The following is a 22,669-nucleotide window of genomic DNA, read 5'->3' on the forward strand; positions in this document are numbered from 1 at the left end:
GCGCGATCAGGCTCACCGGCCAAGCTATGGCAGGAGGGTGCGATGTCTGCCACGACGAATACCATCTCGCTCAGCTCTCACGGCACCGTCACTGCGGCGCCTTCATCCGAGCGGGCGAGCACTACGGCCTGGATCGCGGTGCTGGCCGGCATGATCGGCGCATTCATGGCGATCCTCAACATCCAGATCACCAATGCGTCGCTGCTCGACATCGAGGGCGGCATCGGCACGGGCGTGGACAACGGCGCCTGGATCTCGACCTCCTATCTCATCGGCGAGATCGTGGTGATCCCGCTCACCGACTATCTGAGCCGGGTGTTCTCGTTCCGGCGCTACATGCTGGCGAACGCTATCCTGTTCCCAATCTTCTCGGCGGCCTGCGCTTTCGCCCATGACCTCGGCTCGATGATCGTGCTGCGTGGCCTGCAGGGCTTTGCCGGCGGCGTGCTGATCCCGATGGCCTTTACGATGGTGCTGACAAAGCTGCCCAAGTCGCAGCAACCGTTCGGCCTGGCGATCTTCGCGCTCTCCGTCACCTTCGCGCCGGCGATCGGCCCGACCATCGGCGGCTATCTCACCGAGACCTATGGCTGGCAATCGATCTTCTTCGTCAACACGCCGCCCAGCATCATCATGGTGGTCGCACTGTTCCTGACGCTCGAAAAGCAGCCGATGCAGCTTTCGCTTCTGAAAGGCGGCGACTGGGCCGGCATCGTCACCATGGCGATCGGGCTTTCGGCGCTGCAGACCGTGCTTGAGGAAGGCAACAAGGACGACTGGTTCCAGTCGCCCTTCATCGTCAAGCTCGCGCTCACTGCAGCCGTGTTCCTTATTGCCTTCGTGGCCATCGAACTCACGGTGAAGAAGCCGCTCGTCCAGTTGCGCCTTCTCAAGCAGCGCAATTTCGGCGTCGGCGTTCTCGTCAACGTGCTGGTCGGCGTTGCCCTGTTCGGCACGGTCTACATCCTGCCCCAGTATCTCGGCCAGGTGCAGCGCTACAATGCCGAGCAGATCGGCTACGTGCTCGCCTGGACCGGCCTGCCCCAGCTTGCGATCATCCCGCTCGTGCCACTTTTGATGAAGCGGTTCGACGCGCGCTTGATCGGCTTCGTCGGCATCAGCATCTTTGCGGCCAGCTGTTTCATGAACGTCGCCCTGTCGCTGGACAGCGCCGGCGACCAGTTCTTCGTGCCCAACATCGTGCGAGCCATCGGCCAGGCGCTGGTGCTGACACCGATCACAGTGATCACCACAGCCGGCATCGCGCCGAGCGAGGCGGCTGCCGCATCGGGCCTTTCGAACATGCTCCGCAACCTCGGCGGCGCGGTAGGGACGGCGACGCTCGCGACGGTGCTCACCAAACGCGAGCAGTTCCATTCGAATATCATTGGCCAGTCGGTGACCGTCTACCGGGACGAGGTGCGCGACAGGATCGACCAGCTGACGCAGTACTTTCTGGCGCATGGCGTGTCGGACCCGGCGCTCGCCCAGGCCAAGGCGATCGCCGCAATCGGCGCAACCGTCCATCGTCAGGCGCTGATCCTGGGCTTCAGCGACACATTTGCCGTGATCGGCATCGTCCTTGCGCTCGCCGCCATCGCGCTGCTCTTCACCCGAAAGATCGCCATCGGCGGCGGAGGTGCGGGCGCGCATTGAGCCGGCACGAACTACTCCCCGCGTCAGCCGATCAAAAACTATCGCCGATACCATCGTGCAATGGATTTCCGCTCACCGCGAGTTGATCCTTCTGTGCACGTCCGATTGATGGGATCAGGAGGAGTCAGTGTCAGCGACATCGCTTTCTCCCACTCGGCGTGAACTGCTTGCGGCTACGGCTGCCGCCGGAGCCATCGGCATTCTCCCCGGAACGCTTGGCGTCGCGGCTGCAGGAGACGTAGTCCGCCCTTTCACCGTCAGCATCCCGGAGGATGAAATCGACGATCTTCGCCGGCGCATCGCTGCGACCCGCTGGCCTGACCGGGAGACGGTCAGTGACCAGTCCCAGGGCATACAGACCGAGAAGCTCAGGCCGCTCGTCGAATACTGGGGTACTGGCTATGACTGGCGCAAGGCGGAGGCCAGGCTGAACGCTCTGCCCCAGTTCATGACCACGATCGACGGCCTCGACATCCATTTCATTCACATTCGTTCGAAAGTGCCCAATGCCTTGCCGCTGATCATGACGCATGGATGGCCCGGATCGGTGCTGGAACTGCTCAAGACCATCGGCCCGCTCACGGATCCGTCCGCCCATGGCGCTGCTTCCGAGGACGCGTTCGACCTCATACTGCCGTCGATGCCGGGCTATGGCTTCTCCGGCAAGCCGACGGATACAGGCTGGGGCGTCGATCGCATCGCGAAAACCTGGATAGAGCTGATGCAGCGTCTTGGCTATACGCGCTATGTCGCTCAGGGTGGCGATTGGGGCTCTCCCGTTTCCGGCGCCATGGCGCGTCGGGCCCCTGCCGGCTTGCTCGGCATCCACATGAACTTGCCTGCAACGGTTCCGCCGGAGATCGCCGCGCTGCTGGCCGCAGGCGGTTCTGCGCCTGCGGGGCTCTCCGAGAAGGAACTCGCGGCTTTCGACGCGCTCAGCTCGGCTGCCAAAATGGGAAACAGGTCCTATGCGGTGATGATGGGCAGCCGGCCGCAGACGATAGGCTATTCGATCACGGACTCCCCGGCCGGGCTCGCGGCATGGATGCTCGGGCATCCCGGCTTCTCGACTTGGACCTATGACCGCACCGATCCCGAAAAATCCCCCGACGAGGTGCTGGACGACATCACGCTTTACTGGGTGACGCATACCGCTACCTCGGCCTCGCGGCTGTACTGGGAGCACGCCGGGGCCAGCCCTATTTTCGCAGCCGCGCAGAAGACGTCCGAGATTACGCTGCCGGTAGCCATCACCGTCTTTCCCGGCGAAAGCTACCAGGCCCCGGAGACGTGGGCCCGTCGCGCCTATCGCAACCTGATCTACTTCCACGAGGTCGACAAGGGCGGCCATTTCGCCGCGTGGGAGGAGCCGGACCTCTTCTCCACCGAGCTGCGCGCCGCATTCCGGCCGTTGCGGTAGCAACGCGGAGCGCCCGATGGCCTCTACATCGTAGCAGCAAGCAAAGGAGCGATCATGACCCGACTTGCGATCATCGTCACAATCGACGTCGTGCCCGGCCGCCGCGATCAGTTCTTGCCATTGTTGTTGGCCCATCGAGCCCGTTGCCTGAAAGATGAACCTGGAACTTTGCAGTTCGAAGTCCTGGTACCTCGCGATCACGACAGCAAGCTACTCTCTTACGAAGTCTATCAAGACGACGTGGCGTTCGAGGCCCATCGGGCAGGACCATCCATCGCGCAGTGGCGCGAAGAGAGCGCCGAAATGGTCCGACAGGTTCAGGTGACGAGATGCACAATCGCACAATCCCGGGCGTAGCGCGGCTGTGCGATCCGCTCGTCATACTGGCGAACTGACGGCTTCTGTGGGAGGAGTCATGAGCACCGCCGCCACAACGATCCGCCGCGAACCGGAACTGCTCGGCCAAACCGTCGTTGTCATCGGCGGAACCTCTGGCATCGGGCTGGAAACCGCCCGACGCGCCCGCGCTGAGGGAGCCGGCGTCATTCTCACCGGGCGCAATCGCGAGCGACTGGATCAGGCGGCACGCGAGCTCTGCGCGGAGGACACTGCCGCCTTCGATGCCAACAATCCGGCCTCACTGCAGTCGTTCTTCCACGGTCTGCCAGCCCCGATCGACCATGTGATGGTCACCGCCGGGGCTCCCCACTACCGCCCTCCCCTCGAGATGTCGCCGGAGGAGGCACGCCACGATCTCACAGAGCACTTGCTGCTTGCGCTCAACGTCGCACGCAGCGCCGCCGGCAAGGTTCGGCCGTTGGGATCCCTCACATTCATGGGCGGCACGGGCGCACGTCGCCCGCGGCCTGGCTTGGCAATCATCTCGACCGTCAGCGTTGCACTGCCAGCCCTGATCGCCAGTCTCGCGATCGAGCTCGCGCCGGTCCGCGTCAACGTGATCGCCGCAGGCTTCGTTGATACGCCGCTATCGGCATCGCTGCTCGGCGGGAATCTCGACAAGCGGCGCGACGAGCTCAGGGCGACATTGCCCATCCGGCGCGTCGTAACGCCGGCCGACGTCGCCGCTCTGGCCGTCCACATCATGAGCAACACGGCACTGACGGGCGCGACATACGACATAGACGGCGGCCAGCAGCTCGTCTCGTGATCAGCGCAAGGCGCGAGCCACCGATACCATCGCGCAATTGATCGCGCCTCCCGCCGCCACCATTCTCGAAACGATCAAAACCGAGGGAGATCGACATGGGTGATACGCTGACTGGCAGTGGCGCGGCGACTGGGACCGCGAACCCCGTTGCCGAACTGAAGCTCGAAGTCGTCGTCATTCCTGTTTCGGATGTCGATCGCGCCAAGCGCTTTTACGGCGGCCTCGGCTGGAGGCTCGACGCCGACTTCGCCAATGGCGACGATTTTCGGGTCGTTCAGTTCACGCCTCCGGGTTCGCCGACCTCGATTCACTTCGGCAAGGGCGTTACGTCGGCAGCCCCGGGCTCGGCCCAGAGACTCTACCTCATCGTATCCGATATCGAGGCGGCGCGCGCTGCGCTCGTTGCTCGCGGCGCCGATGTAAGCGAGGTGTTCCATCGCACCGCCGTCGGCGGCCCCACTGTCAGCGGCGCGGACCCGGAGCGGCGCAGCTACAATTCCTTCGCCACCTTCAACGATCCGGACGGCAATAGCTGGCTCCTTCAGGAAATCACGGCGCGGCTGCCCGGACGCGTGGACGCAGAAGATACGACATTCGCGTCGATCACAGACCTGGAGGCCGCTCTCAAACGCGCAGCCACCGCCCATGGCGAGCATGAGAAGCGCAATGGCGGCCAGCGCGATGAGAACTGGCCAGCCTGGTACGCCCAGTACATGGTCGCGGAGCAAGCCGGCAAAGCGTTGCCGGAATGACCGGATCGGGGACGGAGATCCAGCCGAGACGTCGCTCTTGCCTCACAATGTTTGCTCGCAATCCCTATATTTCGACTGAAGACCGAACAAAGAGGAGATGCAGATGAGTGCTACGAGCGAACGCGCTGTGCTTGCCGGTGGCTGCTTTTGGGGGATGCAGGATCTGATCCGCCGCTACCCCGGCGTGATTTCGACCCGTGTCGGATATAGCGGCGGCGACGTGCCCAATGCCACCTATCGCAATCATGACGGCCATGCCGAGGCGATCGAGATCGTGTTTGATCCGACCAAGATCAGCTACCGCGACCTGCTGGAATTCTTCTTCCAGATTCACGATCCGACCACCCGCAATCGCCAGGGCAACGATGTCGGCACCAGCTACCGCTCGGCGATCTTCTATGTGAACGACGAGCAGAAGCGCGTCGCGGAAGAGACTATTGCTGATGTCGATGCCTCGGGTCTATGGCCAGGCAAGGTCGTGACCGAAGTGACGCCTGTCGGCGATTTCTGGGAAGCGGAGCCCGAGCACCAGGACTATCTCGAGCGGTATCCCAACGGCTACACCTGCCATTTCCCACGGCCGAACTGGAAGCTCCCCAAGCGCGAGGAAATCCGGCGGGCCGGGTAAGGGCAACGTAGGAAATCGCGGCAGGTAGCGCGATCGGGGTGTTGAGAATAGCGCGGCGCCAGTGCCCCCCTCCCCCTTGTGGGGAGGGATTCAGGGTGGGGGTGCCTCGCGATGACCCTGCGCGGTTGGCTGAATCAGACGGCACAACTCCGGCTTGGCTTAGCGCCGGTCGCACCCCCACCCTGAATCCCTCCCCACAAGGGGGAGGGGGTCATCAGCGTCGCGCCTCCAAATGCGATTGCCCAGGTATGTCTGTCCTCGTCATGCCTTGTAGTCTCAACCCGATTGCTCACTGCTCCAACCAACCCAAAGGTATCGCCGACACCTTGGTGTAATAGATTTGCGCCCGCTGACAGTCGATCTCTCCTCTCGCATCCGAGCGCGTCATTGGACAGAGGAGGACCAACATGTCAGCAACATCGCTTTCGCCCACGCGACGCGAACTGCTTGTCGCGACCGCTGCCGTCGGTGTCGTCGGCATGCTGTCCGGCACGCAGAGCATAGCGGCCGGTAGCGACCAGATGCGCCCCTTCAGCGTCAGCTTTCCGCAGAGTGACCTCGACGATCTGCGCCGGCGCGTGGCCGCGACCCGCTGGCCGGACAAGGAAACGGTCACGGACGACACGCAAGGCGTGCAGCTCGCAACCGTCCAAAAGCTCGCGAAATACTGGGCGACCGACTACGACTGGGCCAAAATGCAGGCCCGGCTCAACGCCCTGCAGCAATTCGTCACCGAAATCGACGGACTGGAAATCCACTTCATCCATGTCCGGTCGAAACACGAGAATGCGTTGCCGGTGATCGTCACGCATGGCTGGCCGGGCTCGATCATCGAGCAGATGAAGATCATCGGCCCGTTGACCAATCCTACCGCGCATGGCGGCAAGGCATCGGATGCGTTCCACGTGGTGATCCCGTCGCTGCCGGGCTACGGTTTCTCCGGCAAGCCCACGGCCCCCGGCTGGACGCCGGTGCGCATCGCCAAGGCATGGGCGACGCTCATGCAGCGCCTCGGCTACACCAGATATGTCGCGCAGGGCGGCGATTGGGGGAATGCCGTATCCGAGCAGATGGCGCTTCAGGAGCCGCCCGGATTGCTCGGCATCCACACCAACATGGCGGCCACCGTTCCTGCAGATATCTCGAAGGCGCTCGCTGCCGGCAGCCCGCCGCCCGCCGGGCTCTCGCCGGACGAGAAGCGCGCTTACGAGCAACTCGATGACTTCTACAAGCATGGGCTGGGCTACGCCATCGAGATGAACAATCGCCCGCAGACGCTGTACGGGATCGTCGATTCGCCGGTTGGCCTCGCGGCGTGGATGCTCGACCACGACATACGCAGCTATGAGCTCATTGCACGCGTGTTCGATGGAAAAACCGAAGGGCTCACCCGCGACGATATTCTCGACAACGTCACGCTGTACTGGTTGACCAACACGGCGATCTCCTCAGCACGCCTCTATTGGGACAATGCGCACAACCCGACGGGCGGCTTCTTTGATCCGAGGGGCATCAAAATCCCGGTCGCCGTCAGCGCCTTTCCGGACGAGATCTATCAGGCGCCGCAGAGCTGGGCCGAGAAGGCCTACCCGAAGCTCATCCACTACAACAGGCTCCCCAAAGGCGGGCACTTCGCGGCCTGGGAACAGCCGGACGCCTTTTGCGACGAGTTGCGGGTGTCGTTCCGGCCGCTGCGTCAGGATATCTGAAGCGAGCGGGCGGATGCCGCCTGCTCTCCTCCCGAGGCGGACCGGGCTCCAGGCTCGGTCCGCCGCAAATCGTTGATCCGGCGGTCGGCTTGCGTGGCGAGCCGATCGCCGCCGAATGATGCTCGCCACACAATCGCAGAGGTTGCGCAATGGACGAAGCCAAGGACCACGAGGCAATCGATCAGCGGCGCCGCCGTGTCATCGGCGCTGCGGCAATGACATTCGCGGCTGTCGAGCTTGGCTTGAACTCGCCCGCCAAAGCGGCGTCGAGCGGGACGAACCAGGCAACGGGGTCTGCGGCGCAGGCAGTACCGAACTCATTCGGTCCGCTCAGGCAGATCGACGCCGGCGTGCTGAACGTCGGCTACGCCGAACTGGGCCCGGCCGACGGCGCGCCGGTCATCCTGCTGCACGGCTGGCCTTATGACATCCACAGCTACATCGACGTCGCGCCCCTGCTCGCCTCGAAGGGCTATCGCGTGATCGTGCCGCACCTGCGCGGATACGGCACGACGCGTTTCCTGGCGAGCGATGCGATGCGCAACGGCCAGCCGGCGGCGCTCGCCGCAGACACGACCGCGCTGATGGACGCGCTCGGGATCGAGAAGGCGACCATCGCAGGCTATGACTGGGGCGCCCGGACTGCGAATATCGTCGCCGCCCTTTGGCCGGAACGCTGCAAGGCGATGGTCTCGGTGAGCGGCTACCTCATCGGCAGCCAGCAGGCCGGCAAGGTGCCGCTACCGCCGAAGGCCGAGCTGCAGTGGTGGTACCAGTTTTACTTCGCCACCGATCGCGGCCGCGACGGCTACGAGAAATACACGCACGATTTCGCCCGGCTGATCTGGCAGCTCGCCTCACCGAAGTGGAATTTCGACGACGCCACCTTCCAGCGCAGCGCCGCGGCCTTCGACAATCCGGATCACGTCGCGATCGTCATCCATAACTATCGCTGGCGGCTTGGCCTTGCCGAAGGCGAAGCGCAGTATGACGATCTGGAGAAAAAGCTCGCGCAAGCACCCGTCATCGCCGTGCCTACCATCACCCTCGAAGGTGACGCCAATGGTGCGCCGCATCCGGACGCCAGCGCCTATGCCAAGATGTTCTCGGGCAAGTACCAGCACCGGGTGATTACCGGCGGCATCGGGCATAACCTGCCCCAGGAAGGGCCGCAGGCCTTCGCTGATGCCGTCGTCGAGGTGGCAGCCGGTAGCTAGCGCCTTCGGCTTTGGGGTTGGTGCTGCCCCTCACACGAGCCCTCTCCCGGGGAGACATGCACCTTGTCAGCCAAGCACTCCGGGGATGCCGACGGCTTCACACGAAGCTCACAATGATGACGCCGCCTCCGATCACCAATGCCAGACCGGCGATCAGCATCGGCAACAGCGTGCGTTTGTCGTGGTGAACATCCGGCGTGCAATTTGCGCTGGCGCAAACAAGTGAACGGCAGGCAATGCCTACCAAGGCGGTTGGTAGCTGGACGAGATACCAATGGCTACTGAACGACTCGGCCTCTATCGGTGAGGGGCTAACTTCCAGAAGCTCGTTGCCGCCCCCGAAGCAGCCGGATATGGTGAAGACGGTTTGGCCAAGATTGACCCTGGGGAACTGGCTGCGTTGCATTCGACTTGCCGCGACAGCGCCTGAGGGGAACAACACAATTAACAACCAGGGAACACATCGATGATGTTGGAGACTATCACGTTCCGTTCGCGCCGCCTTCTCGCTGGCGCCGCCGTTGCAGCACTGGTGCTCGCTGGGGCCCCGGCGCTCGCCGACACGCCTCCGGACACGCTCGTCCAGGCCTGGGCGATCGACGACATCATCTCGCTCGATCCGGGCGAAGCATTCGAGCTGTCGACCGGCGAGATCACCGGCAATACCTACGACATGCTCGTCAAGCTCGACATCAACGACACAACCAAGGTGGTCGGCGACATCGCCGAGAGCTGGACGGTATCCGACGACGGCCTGACCTACACCTTCAAGCTGAAGCCGAACCTGACCTTCGCTTCCGGCAACCCGATCACCGCGGACGACGTAGCCTGGTCGTTCGAGCGCGCGGTCAAGCTCAACAAGAGCCCGGCCTTCATCGTCCAGCAGTTCGGCCTCACCGCTGACAACGTTGCCGAGAAGGCAAAAGCCGCTGACCCGTCGACCTTCGTGTTTACCGTCGACAAAGCCTATGCGCCGAGCTTCGTGCTCAACTGCCTGACCGCCACCGTAGCTTCGGTAGTCGACAGCAAGCTGGTCAAGGATCATGTCGCTTCTGTCACGCCAAGCGACGAGTACAAGTTCGACAACGACTTCGGCAACGGCTGGCTCAAGACCAACTTCGCCGGGTCGGGGCCGTTCAAGACGCGCGAATGGCGCGCCAACGAGGCCGTCGTGTTGGAGCGCAACGACAATTATTATGGCGAGAAACCCAAGCTCGCCCGCGTGGTCTACCGCCACGTCAAGGAAAGCGCCACGCAGCGTCTGATGCTCGAAAAGGGCGATGTCGACGTTGCCCGCAATCTACAGCCTAGTGACTACGAGGCCGTAGGCAAGAACCCGGACCTGGCCGTGACGGGGACGCCGAAGAGCACCGTCTTCTATTTCAGCCTGAACCAGAAGAACGACAAGCTCGCCAAGCCGGAGGTGCGCGAGGCCTTCAAATACCTGATCGACTATGAAGCGCTCGGCGGCACGCTGCTCAAGGGCATCGGCGTCATTCACCAGAACTTCCTGCCCAAGGGCATCCTGGGCGCGATCGACGAAACACCCTACAAGCTCGATGTCGCCAAGGCCAAGGAGCTTCTGGCCAAGGCCGGCCTGGCGGACGGCTTTACGGTGACGCTGGACACGCGCAGCGGCCAGCCGGAACAGGGCGTCGCAGAATTGATCCAGCAGACGGCGGCGCAGGCAGGCATCAAGATCGAGCTCGTCCCGGAGGACTTCAAGCAGCTCTTGACCCGTTACCGCGCGCGCCAGCACGACATGGCCATCCTGCAATGGGGCGTCGATTACTGGGATCCGAACTCCAATTCGGAGACCTTCTCGACCAACCCCAACAATGCCGACGACTCCATGAACAAGACGCTCGCCTGGCGCAACGCCTGGGAGGTGCCGGCCGACATCCAGCAGAAGTCGAAGGATGCCCTGCTGGAGCGTGATGCGGCAAAGCGCAGTGAGATGTATGGCGATCTCCAGAGGAAAGTGCGCGAACAGGGTCCGTTCACGTTCCTTTGGCAGCAGACCGAGGTCGCCGGCCTGCGCAAGAACGTCCAGGGCTTCAAGCTCGGGCCGACCTTCGATACCAACTTCATCGCGCCGGTCAGCAAATAACGAGCGATAACGCGTTGACGCTCGTATCTCCGACCGTCGAGCCAAGGAGGAAGCGCCGCAACGCTTCCTCCCTCTCCTGGGCGGTTCTGCGCTTTCTCCTGATGGCCGCGATCACCTTCCTGGGGCTGATCGCGGTGACATTCTTCATCGGCCGTGTGATACCGGTCGATCCCGTTCTTGCGATCGTGGGTGATCGCGCGCCGCATAGCGTCGTAGAGGCTGCGCGCAAGCAGTACGGTTTCGATCTGCCGCTCTGGCATCAGTTTTTCCTTTACCTGAAAAAGGCACTGACGGGCGATTTCGGCACATCGGTTCTCTCCACCTATCCGGTGATGCAGGACATCCGCCGGGTTTTTCCCGCGACCGTGGAACTCGCGACGCTCGGCGTCATCATCGGCCTCGTGCTCGGAATCCCGCTCGGGGTGCTCGCCGCCGTCAGGCGTGGCAGCCTGGTCGACCAGGCTGTGCGCATCATCGGCCTGATCGGCTACTCGATGCCGATCTTCTGGCTGGGGCTGCTCTGCCTGCTGGTTTTCTACGCACGTCTCGGCTGGGTGGAGGGTCCGGGCAGGATCGGCGTCGCCTATGAATACACCTTCACACCCATCACCGGCTTCTTCCTGATCGACGCCGTAGTTCAGCGCGACTGGAGCGCTTTCCGCGACATTTTCCGCCACATCATTCTGCCCGCTTCGCTGCTCGGCTATTTCTCCATGGCCTATATCAGCCGCATGACACGCTCCTTTATGCTCAACGAGCTTTCCCAGGAGTACATCGTCGCGGCGCGCGCCAAGGGCGTGTCGGAGGCGCGCATAGTCTGGGGCCACGCGCTGCGCAACGCGGCGGTGCCATTGGTGACTGTGATCGCGCTCTCCTATGCAACGCTGCTCGAAGGCTCGGTGCTGACGGAGACCGTCTTCTCCTGGCCCGGCATCGGGCTCTACCTCACCAATTCCTTGCAGAATGCGGACATGAACGCGGTGCTCGGCGCCACGATCGTCATCGGGGGAGTCTTCATCGGGCTCAACCTCCTGTCCGATCTGCTTTATCAGCTGCTCGACCCGAGGACGCGGACATGAGCGCGGCCGAAACCTCTCAACCAAGCTGGCGCGAGTGGCTGCTCACGGAGCGGCCACAGTCGCGCGTGCAGGCCAGGGCCGGACGCGCCTACATCAGCTGGCGGCGTTTTACCGCCAACAGGCTCGCAGTCGTGGGCCTGCTGATCATCGTCGCCCTGGTCATCGTCGCGATTCTTGCCGACCTGCTCGCGCCCTATTCGCCCGTCATCGGCGACGTCAGGACCATGCGCCTGTTGCCGCCCAGCTGGGAACACTGGATGGGGACCGACGATCTCGGCCGGGACATCTTTTCCCGTGTGATCTATGGCTCGCGCCTCACGCTCTACGTGATCGTCCTGGTGGCGATCATCGCCGCCCCGATCGGGCTCGTCATCGGAACGGTGGCCGGCTATGCAGGTGGCTGGACCGATGCGATCCTGATGCGCATCACCGACATCTTTCTTGCCTTCCCCAAGCTCATCCTGGCGCTTGCCTTCGTCGCCGCGCTCGGCGCCGGCATCGAGCACGCCATCATCGCCATCGCCATCACCTCATGGCCGCCCTATGCGCGCATTGCCCGCGCCGAGACGCTGACCATACGCTCGTCCGACTTCATCAGAGCGGTCGAGATCATGGGAGCCTCGCCGGCGCGCATCGTGCTGCGCCATGTCATGCCGCTCTGCATCTCCTCGCTGATCGTGCGCGTCACGCTCGACATGGCCGGCATCATCATCATCGCTGCCGGCCTCGGCTTTCTGGGGCTGGGTGCCCAGCCGCCCCTGCCGGAATGGGGCGCGATGATCGCCTCGGGCCGCCTGTTCATTCTCGACCAATGGTGGGTGGCGGCGATGCCGGGCATGGCGATCCTTTTGGTCAGCCTCGGCTTCAACCTCCTGGGCGACGGCCTGCGCGACGCGCTCGATCCAAGGGGCGAGCGATGAAGGAGCTAACGATGAGCACTCTGCTCACCGTCGAGGACCTGCGCGTCCGCTTCCCGACCCGCACAGGCGTCGTCGAAGCGGTGCGCGGCGTCTCCTTCGCGCTCGGCCGCGAAAGGCTGGGCATTGTCGGCGAAAGCGGTTCCGGCAAATCGCAGACCGGCCGCGCGATCATGGGGCTGACGGACCCGCGCGCCGAGGTCACAGCGAGCAAGCTCGAATTTGATGGCATCGACCTCCTGGAGGCGCCCGCCAGGCTGCGCCGGGACCTGCGCGGCAAGCGCATTGCCATGATTCTGCAGGACCCGAAATATTCGCTCGATCCGGTGATGACCATAGGCAGCCAGATCGTCGAGGCCCTCAGGGCTCACGAAAGGATAGGCAGGGCCGAAGCGCGCGAGCGGGCCCTCGATATGCTGTCCGCCGTGCAGATCCGCGACCCGAAGCGCGTATTCGATCTTTACGCGCATGAGGTGTCGGGCGGCATGGGCCAGCGCGCCATGATCGCCATGATGTTGGTGGCCGGGCCGGAATTGCTGATTGCCGACGAGCCGACCTCGGCCCTGGACGTCACGGTGCAACTCGAGGTGCTGGGCATCCTCGACCGGCTTGTGCGCGACCGCGGCATGGGCCTGATCTTCATCTCGCACGATCTGAGGCTCGTCTCTTCCTTCTGCGACCGTGTCATCGTCATGTACGCCGGCAAGATCGTCGAGAAGCTGCCTGCCGCCGAATTGTCCCGCGCAAAGCACCCCTATACGCAGGGCCTTCTCAACTGCATGCCGAAGATCGGCGCGGACCGCCATCCGCTGCCGGTGCTCGACCGCAAGCCGGAATGGGCAGCATGACGGCAGCATTGTCGATCCAGGACCTCGAGGTCGTTTTCGATGGCTTTCGCGCGCTGAAGGGCGTCAGCTTCGAGGTTCAGCCGGGCGAATCCTTTGGCCTCGTCGGCGAGTCCGGCTCTGGCAAATCAACCATCCTGCGTGCGATAGCCGGTCTGGTGCCGGTGCATGCCGGGGCGATCTCTGTGAATGGCGCGCCCCTTCGCGAACGCCGCAACAAGGCTTTCTATCGCTCCGTGCAGATGGTCTTCCAGGACCCGTACGGCTCGCTCCACCCGCGCCAGACCGTCGACCGCCTACTCTTGGAGCCGCTGGCGATCCATGGCGTCAAAAACAGCGAGGCGCGTATCCTGAGCGCACTGGACGAGGTGGGGCTTGGATCAGGCTTCCGCTTTCGCTACGCGCACCAGCTCTCCGGCGGCCAGCGCCAGCGTGTCGCGATCGCCCGCGCACTGATCCTGGAACCCTCAATCCTCCTGCTCGACGAACCGACATCGGCGCTTGATGCCTCGGTGCAGGCTGAAGTGCTCAACCTGCTCGAACAGGTGCGGCGCGACCGCAATCTGACGTTCCTGATGGTCAGCCATGACCTCGCCGTCATCACCCATATGTGCGAGCGGCTGATCGTCATGCAGAACGGTGAGGAAGTCGAGCAGCTGGCCTCTTCCGAACTTGCCGCCAAGAACGTCGCCGCCGACTACACGAGGAACCTGCTCCGCGCGAGCGCCGGCTTCAGCCGAACGTAGGCAATGATTCCGGGACGCGGAATGCCAACCGGTTCAATAGTTTACCACTGGCGCTGCCTCTCACCCTCGCCCTCTCCCCGTAAACGACCTATCGGATTCACACTTCGAGAACATTGAGCGTGGTTCCGAATTTGATGGCGTGGAACTCGGCAAGTCCGATGCGCATGACCTTTGGACCGGGCTTGCCATAGTAGCCGGTCCAGCCGCCGAGGCGGGCGATGACCCAGGCCGCGAAGGCCAGGGTTCCCTTGGGATGAGGATTGCGCTGACGCTCGGTCTTGCCTTCGAGCCTGGCCGAGACAGCCTCGAGGACGGGTTGGTCATCAGGTTCGAAGGCGTCGCTGAGAAGCTGATCGGTATTGCCGTCGCGAGCCTGGACCAGCTGCTTGATGGTGACGGCGGCGATCGTGGCAGCGGCGACGAAGTTGATCATGGCACGCGGATCGCCCATGTCGGCCGCTTCGATATCGAAGCCGGCCGACTTGAGGGTGCGGAAGAACTCCTCGATGGTCCAGCGCGTGCGGTAGAGATCGACGATCCAGCGCGCATCGGTGAGTGTCGCGACACCATGGGTGGTCAGCAGCCGCCAATGCACCGGGTCACTGCCATCCTCCGGTTGCGAGATCTCGCGCACGTCCACCAGCGTCACGGCAACTGTCTTCGGCAGAGCCGGATCGGCGCCGTTGCGCGGCCTGCGCAACAGTACTGGGGCAAAACGTATCGCCAAGGTGGCCGCGCGCTTCTTGCGTCCGGGTGCCGCGGGAATGGTCACTGTCACGCGGCCCTGCTCGGGCTGAGCGTCGATGTGGTCGAACAGCAGGCCCGGCTCGCCTTGCGATGCCGCTATGCGCCGGTTCTGGCAGGCCCGCACCACAAGATCGACATTGGGCGGCCGCTCCGCGAAGAGCTCGTAAAAGTCGCTCTCGCGGTCCGACACCACGGTGATGCTGGCCGCCGCAGCCAGAACCGCGCCGGCCTGCCTTGTGCTGTCGATCCAGCGCCGCGACTCCTTGTCTGCCGTCGCCCGCTGGCGCTGCGGCGGCAGCTGTTCCGCGCCGCGGTTCCAAACCTCCATGCAGGCCAGGCCCAGCAGCGCTCCCGTGCCAGCCTCCACCGCAAGCACCGGATGCAGCAGCAGGCCAGCCGTATTGCCCTTGCTGACCGCACCATAGCCCGGCCGCGACTGCCGTGAGCCCAAGATCAGTTCCGAGGTGTCTTGCACCGCAACCACATGCCGGCCCGCGACACGCTGCGCAGTCAGTTCCCCGGCGTGCTGCGACATCTCTGCTGCCGTCACCGACCTGTTGTGCAGAAAGCGTCTGAACCGCATCTCGCCCGCACGGTCCCCGCCCAGCCGCCGAATACACGAGCCCGGTCGCGCAACCAGCCTCGCATGCAAGCAGGCCCCCCTTTTTGCAGGCGGCGATCGCCAAATCGCCCCAGCTCGTACGCAATCCCTGCCATGTGACATCTCCAGCGACTCACTCGTCAACAAGGAATCGCGCTTCAATGCCCTGCGCAACCGAGAAGTGTGAACGTGATAGGTAAGAGACGGGGAGAGGGGGCGGCATCGTCTCAGAATACCCTCTCCCCGTTGTTCACGGAGAGGGGGTGAGGGTGAGGGGCAGCAGCGTCAAGCGATTTGTGGAACGCCTTGGCCATTGCCCGAGATCGAAGCCGAGCCGTTTCATACTCGCCTTCGAAAGGAAGATCGAAAATGTTAAAAGGGCGGCTGAAGATTTCCGGATCACATACCCTGTCGCGATAGTCGACGACTGTCACGTCTGGCGCGCATTCCGGAACAGCTACTGGCCGGCAGCCTGCCTGATCGATGCCAAGGGCCAGATCCGTTTCAGCCACTTCGGCGAGGGCAACTATGCCGAGACCGAGCAGGCGATCCAGGACCTCTTGCGCGAAGCCGGCCGCGACATGGCCGCGAGCGCGCCTGTGTTGCCGCAGGCCAAGGGCGCCGAGGCGAGACCGTATCTCGAGAACGTCCGTTCCGGTTAGACCTACCTCGGCTCCAAGTTCGGCTGACAGCCTTCCTCCCAGCAATTGCCAACCAAAGGAGAACTCGCATGTGTTCCCGCTATCTTTCCACGCTCGCGCTTGCATTCGCCACCGGCGTGATCGCCTCCGCAGCGCAAGCCGCCGAAGTGAAGAACATCGTCATCGTCCATGGCGCTCTGGCCGACGGCTCCGGCTGGCGCAAGACCACCGAAATCCTCGAAAATCGAGGCTTCAACGTCACGATCGTGCAGGAGCCGATCACCTCGCTTGGTGATGACGTGGCCGCCACGAACCGCGTTCTTGATCTTCAGGACAGTCCAACCCTGCTTGTCGGGCACAGCTATGGTGGCATGGTCATCACTGAAGCCGGAAACCGGCCGAATGTCGCCGGTTTGGTCTATGTCGCCGCCTTCGAGCCGGACAAAGGCGAAAGCGCAGGCAGCCTAGCAAGCTCCAAGCCGGCAAGCGGCACGAATATCCGCGAGACCAAGGACGGAAAATATCTCTATCTCGATCCCGCGGCGTTCCCGAACGACTTCGCCGCGGATCTGCCGAAGGACGAGGCGGCATTCATGGCGAAATCGCAGGTGTTCGCCTCGAAGGAAGCATTTTCCGCAAAGATGGCGGACCCTGCATGGAAGACGAAAAAGAGCTGGGCAATCGTTGCCACCGAGGATCGCGCGATCAATCCGGATCTCGAACGGACGATGGCCAAGCGCGCCGGCAGCGAAGTGACCGAAATCAAGGGAAGTCACGCCGTTTTCGCCTCGCAGCCGGAACAGGTCGCCAGTGTTATCGAAAAGGCGGCCCAAAGCGTCAGCCAGTAACTCGATTTCGGACAGGTCAGCTTGGCAATGAACTGCCGGAGTCTTCAAGCCGCGCCTTGGTCAACGGCTCGGACCGCCGCAGCATCCACAACTCTTGTGCCACTGATGCATGATTTGAGCTGCTGGCCATAAGTGACAAGACTTGGAAAGGCGCAGGATCAGCCCGCGGCCGGTCTGTGGACGGAGTCCGGCCCATTTGCTAACCTGTAGCCGGCAACGAAGGCAAAGTGCTCTCGGGGAGCAGAAGAATGCAGGCTCGATCTTCAGAAGATTGAGCAGCTCCCCGTCAGGGCAACGTAAGCCTGATCTACTGAAGAGGTGCACGGCGGGGGGTGTCGACAAGGAGGGATCGACATGCGCCACATGCGCGTGCTGCTTGGCGTATCCTTTGTATTCTTGGCACTTGCAACGAGCGGGGAAGCCCGTGCCGGTGACAACGATATTGGCGCAGCGTCGGAACCCGCTTTCTCCACCGAGCCTAACACGTGGCTGCTGGGCGACTGGAATGGGTGGCGCACCCGTATCAGGAACAGCGGCATCGATTTCCAGTTCGGCTACACGAATGAAATCGCCTACAACGCGGCCGGCGGCACCCACAGCACTGTCCGTTACGCGGACCAGTACGCGGCCGGCGTTACGTTCGACCTCGAGCGGCTGGTGGGCATCCCCAGTGCGCTGTTCCAAACCACCATCACCGAGCGCACCGGCCGCAACCTCAGTGACGACGCCGAGCTCGGCACGCTGCAGCAGGTGCAGGAGGTGTTCGGCCGCGGGCAGACCGTGCGACTCACGGATTTCTGGTATCAGCAGAAATTCTTCGGCGGGATTGTGGACTGGAAAGTGGGCCGTATGCCCTACGGGGAAGACTTCGCGGCTTTCTCCTGCGACTTCCAGAACCTGACCTTCTGCGGCGCGGCACCAGGTAACATCGTCGGCAACTACATCTTCAACTGGCCAATCAGCCAGTGGGCGACGCGGCTCAAGTTCGGCATCAAGGACTTCGGCTATTTCCAGCTCGGCGTCTATGACATCAACCCGCGATATCTCGGGGTGCAGGACCAGGTGCTCCCGGTTTGGTTTCCGGATTCGACCGGCGCCATGTTTCCGGTCGAGCTGGCTTGGCAGCCCAGTTTCGGCGGCGGTACGCTGCCCGGCAGCTACAAAATCGGCGGCTGGTACGACACCTCGACAGCCGACGACGTCGTCGATGACGTCAACGGCAATCCCTTCGTGCTGACCGGTCTGCCGCCGAAGCAGGACCGCGGGCGATATGGCGGCTACATCAACTTCCAACAGCAGGTGACCAGCAATCTCACCCTGTTCCTGAACTTCGTCATGGCAGACCGGCGGACCGCGACCACTGACCGCCAGATCGCAGGGGGGCTGATCTACACCGGACTGTTCAGCGCGCGCCCCGAGGACGACATCGGCTTTGCGGCGGGCAGCACCCATGTGAACAGCCGCGTGGCCGATGTCCAAGCCCTGCAGAACTCCCTCGGCCAGGGGCCGGTCGCGGTCCAGGACTCCGAATACGCCTTCGAGTTGTTCTACACTTTCCGCCCGCGGCCAGGACTACTCTTCCGGCCCAACCTCCAATACGTGCACCTTCCCGGCGGCACCAGCACCAATGACGACGTGTTCGTGCTGGGGCTGAAGACCTCGGCGAATTTTTGAGCTACGCAGCAGGCAGCTTTCCCTGGAGCATTTTGCAGCCAAGTGGAATCACTTGACCTTGCATAAATGCGGCAAAAACAACCAGACAGAGCGGCAGCCCGGATTTAACTGGAGGTCAGCCGCTTTAAAGGTCGAAGTTTGTAGGCATCATAACGACGTCGCGGATTGTCATGCCGCGCGGACGCGTCAGCATGAAAATCACCACGTTTGCCACTTCGCTGGCTTCCAGCAAGCTTCCCGACTCTTTGGCCTCCTTGAGCTTCTCCTGCGGCCAGTCAGCGAGCAGTGCGGTGATGACCGGGCCCGGTGAAATGGAGCCGACCCGGATTCCGTGCTTGAAAACTTGGCGCCGCACCGTCTGAACAAAGCAGTTGATCGCCCATTTGGACGATGCGTAGACCGGCTCCCAGGGTGTCGGGAAATGCGCCGCCAGGGAACTCGTGACGATGATGTCGCCCGTCCCGCGTTCAATCATGTGTGGCAGCACGTCGTGCACATTCTTCATGACGACGTTGACGTTCAGATTCAGCATCCGGTCGATTGCCCCTGTATCGGCATCGACGAGATCGCCGCCCACATAGGTGCCTGCGTTTGCATGCAGGATATCGAGCCGGCCCGCCTTTTCCAAAACCCTCGGCAGCAGAGTAGCGCAGTCCGTTGGATCCAGTAGGTCAATGACCAGTGGGATGACCGCGTCGCCATGCTTGCTGCAAAGGGCGTTGAGCGCGGCCTCGTCGCGGTCGATCATGACCACGCGCGCACCTTCGGACAACATTGCCTCGGCGCTGGCCAAACCGATGCCCGAAGCCGCTCCAGTTACCGCGGCAATCTTGCCTTGCAATTGGGTTGCCATGGATTGTCCTTTCTATATGCCACGCCCGGGTTTTGCCGGAGATTGCGACGCAACATTTGGCGCAGAACCGCTTCGACGCAATTGGGGGAATAGGCGGGGTATCGCGGTTGATAACCCCAAGGCAGCGACTCCGATAATCGTTGGAACAATCCAGTCCGGTTTTCCGTCCAGCAGGTGGCCGCCGGCAGAACCGAATTGGACAAAGGCTAGCGTGAGCGGCAGCTGGCCGATGAGAGATCCTAGTGCGTAGGGGAGCAAGCGGACGTCAGTCAAACCCATGGCGTAGTTTAGAGCCGTGTGCGGCAGCAGCGGCATTAGCCGCAACATCGCTACCGCGCGCCACCCGCCATCCTCAAGCCGGCGCACGATGCCTCCGATGCGCTTCATTTCATTGAGCGAGACCATTCCGTTGTTGATATAGCGGGCGATTAGAAACCCGGCCACAGCGCCGATGACGCTGCCCACAGCGGCCAGAATTGCGCCCCACCAAACGCCGAAAACCAATCCCGCAACTGCTGCCATCGCTGTTCGCGGCAGGAACAGAAGGCTCGCCAAGACGTGCAGCAAGAGGAAAATCAGGGGAGCGCCTCGATGGTGCTGCAGGAGGTCCTGCAGGCCTGCGATGTCGCCGCGATGCGGCAGAAGCCAGACGGCGCCCACGCCAAGGCCAATCGCTACAAAGGCAATTTGTCCTGCCACTTTAAGGCGTATAAATGGTCGCCGCATCGCAGTTCCTAACGAGATCTCGATTGTCCCAAACGCATTTCGACAGATGCAGGCGCCTTGTCGGCCCATTCCGAACACTTCGTCAATTGGTCAAGCATTGGCAGCGCGAGCTGGACAGTCGAGCTAAAGAGCCGGGCCTAACCTGATAGCGCTTCCGTCATGAAAGCGCGACAGGCGAAAGCGGCTGAGATCATGCCCGATCCCGTTTCCCTGAATCAGGTCGGAAACGACGCGACCGATCCCGGGCCCGACGCCGAACCCATGGCCACTCATTCCCGTTGCGACGAAAAGGCCGCCGATCGCCTGCACGCGATCCACGATGGGAACGACATCGGGCATGGCGTCGATCATGCCGGCCCAGCTGGCCTTGAGGCGGACTTTCCCCAACTGCGGAAAAAGCCCGCTGAAATTGCGTTCTATCGCACGGACCCGCGAGCGTTCGGCGGGTGGGTTGAGCACCCGCATTCTTTCGAAAGGGCTCTGAGAATCCGCAGTCCAATCGCGCGGCGTCGACCAGCTGTCGGGGTAACCTTTCGGGGCAAACGGAAAATAGCGTGTTCCGAACGGATTGGCCGCGAGGGCAGGAAGATATTTGGTGGCGTGCCGGAATGCATCGGGCCCAACGTAAAGCAAGCTGCCGCCTCCTGATGCGAGCGTGTACCCGCCATCCTGCCTGCGCCTGAAAGCAATGTGTTCGTCGACTGCCGCGCCTGGATGGATCTCAGGCATGGGCTCCGTCGCGGCCGCCGTCGACCTGACGCTGAGCTGGGGAATTGAGACGCCGTGTTTTCTCAGGAAGAGGGATGACCAGGCGCCGCCCGCGACCAGCACGCTGGAGGTTTCGATATACCCCGCCTCGGTCCACACGCCTTTGATCCTGCCGGCTGAGATTTCGAGGGTTCGCGCTGCGCAATTCTCCACGATCCTGGCGCCTTTTCGGGCGGCAAGCCGGGCAAGGGCAGGCACGGCCACCCAGGGCTCGGCACGCATGTCGGAGGGCGTCGTCAGGGCGCCTTTGAAGTTGCGCGACATTCCTTCGATGAGTTTCGCCGTTTCGTTGCCGTCGAGGAGCCGCGTGTCGAGCTGATGGATGGCGGCGAGCTTCATGAATTCTTCGAAGCTTGCCATTTCCTTGTCCGAGCTTGCCAGATAGGTCACGCCTGTCTGGTTCAGACCGATGTCTTCGCCACACTCCTCGGCCAACTGCCGCCAAAGGCGAGAGGCTTCGATGACGATCGGCAGCTCGTCCGCATCCCGCCCCTGCTTTCGAATCCAGCCCCAATTTCGCGAGGACTGTTCGGCCGCAACACGTCCCTTTTCCAGGAGCGCCACCGGAATGTTCCGCTGCGCCAGAAAGAGAGCGGTCGTCACGCCGACAACGCCGCCGCCAACAATGACCACCTCCGAATTCCCTGGCGGTGGGCCGGGATATTGAATCGGGTCGGCTTCGGAGAACGGGAATGTGGGCAAGTGGCGCATCCCTGAGGATTGGTTGATACCTCTGCCTTGCTGGTTGCCACCCTCTACGGGCCAATTCAAGAGCAGGCGCAGGCCGATTAATGAGCCAGGACCTTGCGCATTTTCCGTCTGTTCCGTCTCGGGATCGCTCCGCTCATCCAATACCAGCGGTATCCGGGCTCCCGCTTAACGTGGCGTAGGCACACTGCTCGAAGTGCCGGCGCTCAACCTCACGTAGCGCACGCCATCAAAAATCGCTGTCGTGAAGTCAACGGCTTCCATTCGCCGCCTCCGCCCGTCGCTGCACTTGAACATCGGCCATCCATCGTCGCTGCATTCAGCACCCGTGCAGATCCGCGATAGGCAGTTCCCCGAAGTCAGCCGAAACCCGGCGCTCCCTTTGAAACCCTGCAATAAGCTTCCGTCTTCGGCGCGCCACGTCCACGCCCGGAACTCGGGTCGCAGTTGAGTGGGCGACAGCTGGACTGGAAGTATTCCGAAGCCGCTGTCGCTGCCAAATCGAAGTCGATAGCGGCTCATCTCCGTCGAATATGCGGTTACAATGTCCGGATTTGCGGAATACCCCGTCGCTGCGATGGAAGGATTGAGAAGTCGATCTAATAGTTGATTGGCCGCGGCCGAAAAACTGACCGGCAGTGCAAGCATTGCAACAACGACGGTGCCGACGCGCCACATTTTTCCCAACCTTCGAAGAAAGTTGCGAAGATAGAAGACTATCCGTGAGCCTGCAGGCAAGCACCTAATTTCAAGGAGAAGCGCTCGATCCGCTCTTCGGCTGCCGCCCCACCGCGCCCCTGCCCTCGGCACCAGAGCCGACCCAGCGCTCAGTCTCGTTTCAGGCATGCGCAGGGAT

Annotated in this window: 20 protein-coding genes and 1 pseudogene; 16 read left to right on the forward strand and 5 right to left on the reverse strand. The window is 62.7% G+C overall.

Annotation, left to right across the window (positions count from 1 at the left end; genetic code table 11):
• The first annotated feature begins 42 nt into the window (after positions 1–42).
• The 8 genes from SAZ10_RS21240 (at position 43) to SAZ10_RS21275 (ending at position 8,550) form a co-directional block, all read left to right on the forward strand.
• Positions 43–1,656 carry a DHA2 family efflux MFS transporter permease subunit gene (locus SAZ10_RS21240; RefSeq protein WP_318611364.1) on the forward strand — a complete coding sequence of 538 codons (1,614 nt, stop codon included), beginning with the start codon at positions 43–45 and terminating at the stop codon, positions 1,654–1,656.
• 163 nt (positions 1,657–1,819) lie between these two features.
• Complete coding sequence (locus tag SAZ10_RS21245) at positions 1,820–3,076, forward strand: epoxide hydrolase (protein WP_318611559.1); 1,257 nt, start codon at positions 1,820–1,822, stop codon at positions 3,074–3,076.
• 54 nt (positions 3,077–3,130) lie between these two features.
• Positions 3,131–3,433: a putative quinol monooxygenase gene (locus tag SAZ10_RS21250; RefSeq protein WP_318611365.1), complete on the forward strand. Its 303-nt coding sequence runs from the start codon at positions 3,131–3,133 to the stop codon at positions 3,431–3,433.
• A gap of 58 nt (positions 3,434–3,491) precedes the next feature.
• A complete protein-coding gene (locus SAZ10_RS21255) occupies positions 3,492–4,244 on the forward strand; it encodes an SDR family oxidoreductase (RefSeq protein ID WP_318611366.1) in 753 nt (250 codons plus the stop codon).
• A gap of 95 nt (positions 4,245–4,339) precedes the next feature.
• On the forward strand, positions 4,340–4,996 hold the full coding sequence (locus SAZ10_RS21260) for a VOC family protein (RefSeq protein ID WP_318611367.1): 657 nt from the start codon (positions 4,340–4,342) through the stop codon (positions 4,994–4,996).
• Positions 4,997–5,099: 103 nt separating this feature from the next.
• Positions 5,100–5,624, forward strand: coding sequence for a peptide-methionine (S)-S-oxide reductase MsrA (msrA, locus tag SAZ10_RS21265; protein ID WP_318611368.1), 525 nt, complete (start codon positions 5,100–5,102; stop codon positions 5,622–5,624).
• A 407-nt stretch (positions 5,625–6,031) separates the two neighbouring features.
• Positions 6,032–7,333, forward strand: coding sequence for an epoxide hydrolase (locus SAZ10_RS21270; protein ID WP_318611369.1), 1,302 nt, complete (start codon positions 6,032–6,034; stop codon positions 7,331–7,333).
• Between the two features lie 149 nt (positions 7,334–7,482).
• Positions 7,483–8,550, forward strand: a complete 1,068-nt coding sequence (locus tag SAZ10_RS21275; protein WP_318611370.1) for an alpha/beta hydrolase — start codon at positions 7,483–7,485, stop codon at positions 8,548–8,550.
• Positions 8,551–8,647: 97 nt separating this feature from the next.
• Here SAZ10_RS21275 and SAZ10_RS21280 read toward each other — a convergent pair whose 3' ends face one another.
• Positions 8,648–8,956 carry a hypothetical protein gene (locus tag SAZ10_RS21280; protein ID WP_318611371.1) on the reverse strand — a complete coding sequence of 103 codons (309 nt, stop codon included), beginning with the start codon at positions 8,954–8,956 and terminating at the stop codon, positions 8,648–8,650.
• 60 nt (positions 8,957–9,016) lie between these two features.
• On the opposite strand from SAZ10_RS21280, the gene SAZ10_RS21285 reads away from it, so the two are divergent.
• The 5 genes from SAZ10_RS21285 to SAZ10_RS21305 all read left to right on the forward strand — a co-directional run bounded on the left by SAZ10_RS21285 (position 9,017) and on the right by SAZ10_RS21305 (position 14,247).
• Positions 9,017–10,660, forward strand: coding sequence for an ABC transporter substrate-binding protein (locus tag SAZ10_RS21285; protein ID WP_412535262.1), 1,644 nt, complete (start codon positions 9,017–9,019; stop codon positions 10,658–10,660).
• A gap of 86 nt (positions 10,661–10,746) precedes the next feature.
• Positions 10,747–11,739, forward strand: coding sequence for an ABC transporter permease (locus SAZ10_RS21290; RefSeq protein ID WP_412535271.1), 993 nt, complete (start codon positions 10,747–10,749; stop codon positions 11,737–11,739).
• The gene (locus SAZ10_RS21295; protein ID WP_318611373.1) at positions 11,736–12,659 is read left to right on the forward strand and encodes an ABC transporter permease; all 924 of its coding nucleotides are present in this window, start codon (positions 11,736–11,738) and stop codon (positions 12,657–12,659) included. Before SAZ10_RS21290 ends, SAZ10_RS21295 begins: the two co-directional genes overlap by 4 nt.
• 11 nt (positions 12,660–12,670) lie before the next feature.
• Entirely contained in the window at positions 12,671–13,504 is an 834-nt protein-coding gene (locus tag SAZ10_RS21300; protein ID WP_318611374.1) for an ABC transporter ATP-binding protein, read from the forward strand.
• Entirely contained in the window at positions 13,501–14,247 is a 747-nt protein-coding gene (locus SAZ10_RS21305) for an ABC transporter ATP-binding protein (protein WP_318611375.1), read from the forward strand. The genes SAZ10_RS21300 and SAZ10_RS21305 overlap by 4 nt, the downstream gene beginning before the upstream one ends.
• 97 nt (positions 14,248–14,344) lie before the next feature.
• On the opposite strand, the gene SAZ10_RS21310 is transcribed toward SAZ10_RS21305, so the two are convergent.
• Positions 14,345–15,718 (reverse strand): IS4 family transposase, encoded by a 1,374-nt coding sequence (locus SAZ10_RS21310; protein WP_318611561.1) that lies wholly within the window; start codon positions 15,716–15,718, stop codon positions 14,345–14,347.
• A 224-nt stretch (positions 15,719–15,942) separates the two neighbouring features.
• Here SAZ10_RS21310 and SAZ10_RS21315 point away from each other — a divergent pair.
• From SAZ10_RS21315 to SAZ10_RS21325, 3 genes and pseudogenes are all read left to right on the forward strand, one after another.
• Positions 15,943–16,254: pseudogene (locus SAZ10_RS21315) on the forward strand (cytochrome c biogenesis protein DipZ); the annotation flags it as partial.
• Positions 16,255–16,325: 71 nt separating this feature from the next.
• On the forward strand, positions 16,326–17,084 hold the full coding sequence (locus SAZ10_RS21320) for an alpha/beta hydrolase (protein WP_318611376.1): 759 nt from the start codon (positions 16,326–16,328) through the stop codon (positions 17,082–17,084).
• A gap of 354 nt (positions 17,085–17,438) precedes the next feature.
• Positions 17,439–18,758 carry a carbohydrate porin gene (locus SAZ10_RS21325; protein ID WP_318611377.1) on the forward strand — a complete coding sequence of 440 codons (1,320 nt, stop codon included), beginning with the start codon at positions 17,439–17,441 and terminating at the stop codon, positions 18,756–18,758.
• 124 nt (positions 18,759–18,882) lie between these two features.
• On the opposite strand, the gene SAZ10_RS21330 is transcribed toward SAZ10_RS21325, so the two are convergent.
• The 3 genes from SAZ10_RS21330 to SAZ10_RS21340 all read right to left on the reverse strand — a co-directional run bounded on the left by SAZ10_RS21330 (position 18,883) and on the right by SAZ10_RS21340 (position 21,807).
• Positions 18,883–19,611, reverse strand: a complete 729-nt coding sequence (locus tag SAZ10_RS21330; RefSeq protein ID WP_318611378.1) for an SDR family oxidoreductase — start codon at positions 19,609–19,611, stop codon at positions 18,883–18,885.
• Between the two features lie 12 nt (positions 19,612–19,623).
• Positions 19,624–20,337: a TVP38/TMEM64 family protein gene (locus tag SAZ10_RS21335; protein ID WP_318611379.1), complete on the reverse strand. Its 714-nt coding sequence runs from the start codon at positions 20,335–20,337 to the stop codon at positions 19,624–19,626.
• A 123-nt stretch (positions 20,338–20,460) separates the two neighbouring features.
• Entirely contained in the window at positions 20,461–21,807 is a 1,347-nt protein-coding gene (locus SAZ10_RS21340) for an FAD-binding oxidoreductase (protein ID WP_318611380.1), read from the reverse strand.
• Between the last annotated feature and the right edge of the window lie 862 nt (positions 21,808–22,669).

This window comes from Mesorhizobium sp. BAC0120, assembly GCF_033542235.1.
Classification (GTDB): Bacteria; Pseudomonadota; Alphaproteobacteria; order Rhizobiales; family Rhizobiaceae; genus JAWRCU01.

Coding starts and splice junctions, on each gene's coding strand:
- SAZ10_RS21240 (WP_318611364.1), top strand. CDS start 43: ATGTCTGCCACGACGAATACCATCTCGCTCAGCTCTCACGGCACCGTC.
- SAZ10_RS21250 (WP_318611365.1), top strand. CDS start 3,131: ATGACCCGACTTGCGATCATCGTCACAATCGACGTCGTGCCCGGCCGC.
- SAZ10_RS21255 (WP_318611366.1), top strand. CDS start 3,492: ATGAGCACCGCCGCCACAACGATCCGCCGCGAACCGGAACTGCTCGGC.
- SAZ10_RS21260 (WP_318611367.1), top strand. CDS start 4,340: ATGGGTGATACGCTGACTGGCAGTGGCGCGGCGACTGGGACCGCGAAC.
- msrA (WP_318611368.1), top strand. CDS start 5,100: ATGAGTGCTACGAGCGAACGCGCTGTGCTTGCCGGTGGCTGCTTTTGG.
- SAZ10_RS21270 (WP_318611369.1), top strand. CDS start 6,032: ATGTCAGCAACATCGCTTTCGCCCACGCGACGCGAACTGCTTGTCGCG.
- SAZ10_RS21275 (WP_318611370.1), top strand. CDS start 7,483: ATGGACGAAGCCAAGGACCACGAGGCAATCGATCAGCGGCGCCGCCGT.
- SAZ10_RS21280 (WP_318611371.1), bottom strand. CDS start 8,956: ATGCAACGCAGCCAGTTCCCCAGGGTCAATCTTGGCCAAACCGTCTTC.
- SAZ10_RS21285 (WP_412535262.1), top strand. CDS start 9,017: ATGATGTTGGAGACTATCACGTTCCGTTCGCGCCGCCTTCTCGCTGGC.
- SAZ10_RS21295 (WP_318611373.1), top strand. CDS start 11,736: ATGAGCGCGGCCGAAACCTCTCAACCAAGCTGGCGCGAGTGGCTGCTC.
- SAZ10_RS21300 (WP_318611374.1), top strand. CDS start 12,671: ATGAGCACTCTGCTCACCGTCGAGGACCTGCGCGTCCGCTTCCCGACC.
- SAZ10_RS21305 (WP_318611375.1), top strand. CDS start 13,501: ATGACGGCAGCATTGTCGATCCAGGACCTCGAGGTCGTTTTCGATGGC.
- SAZ10_RS21310 (WP_318611561.1), bottom strand. CDS start 15,718: ATGTCACATGGCAGGGATTGCGTACGAGCTGGGGCGATTTGGCGATCG.
- SAZ10_RS21320 (WP_318611376.1), top strand. CDS start 16,326: ATGTGTTCCCGCTATCTTTCCACGCTCGCGCTTGCATTCGCCACCGGC.
- SAZ10_RS21325 (WP_318611377.1), top strand. CDS start 17,439: ATGCGCCACATGCGCGTGCTGCTTGGCGTATCCTTTGTATTCTTGGCA.
- SAZ10_RS21330 (WP_318611378.1), bottom strand. CDS start 19,611: ATGGCAACCCAATTGCAAGGCAAGATTGCCGCGGTAACTGGAGCGGCT.
- SAZ10_RS21335 (WP_318611379.1), bottom strand. CDS start 20,337: ATGCGGCGACCATTTATACGCCTTAAAGTGGCAGGACAAATTGCCTTT.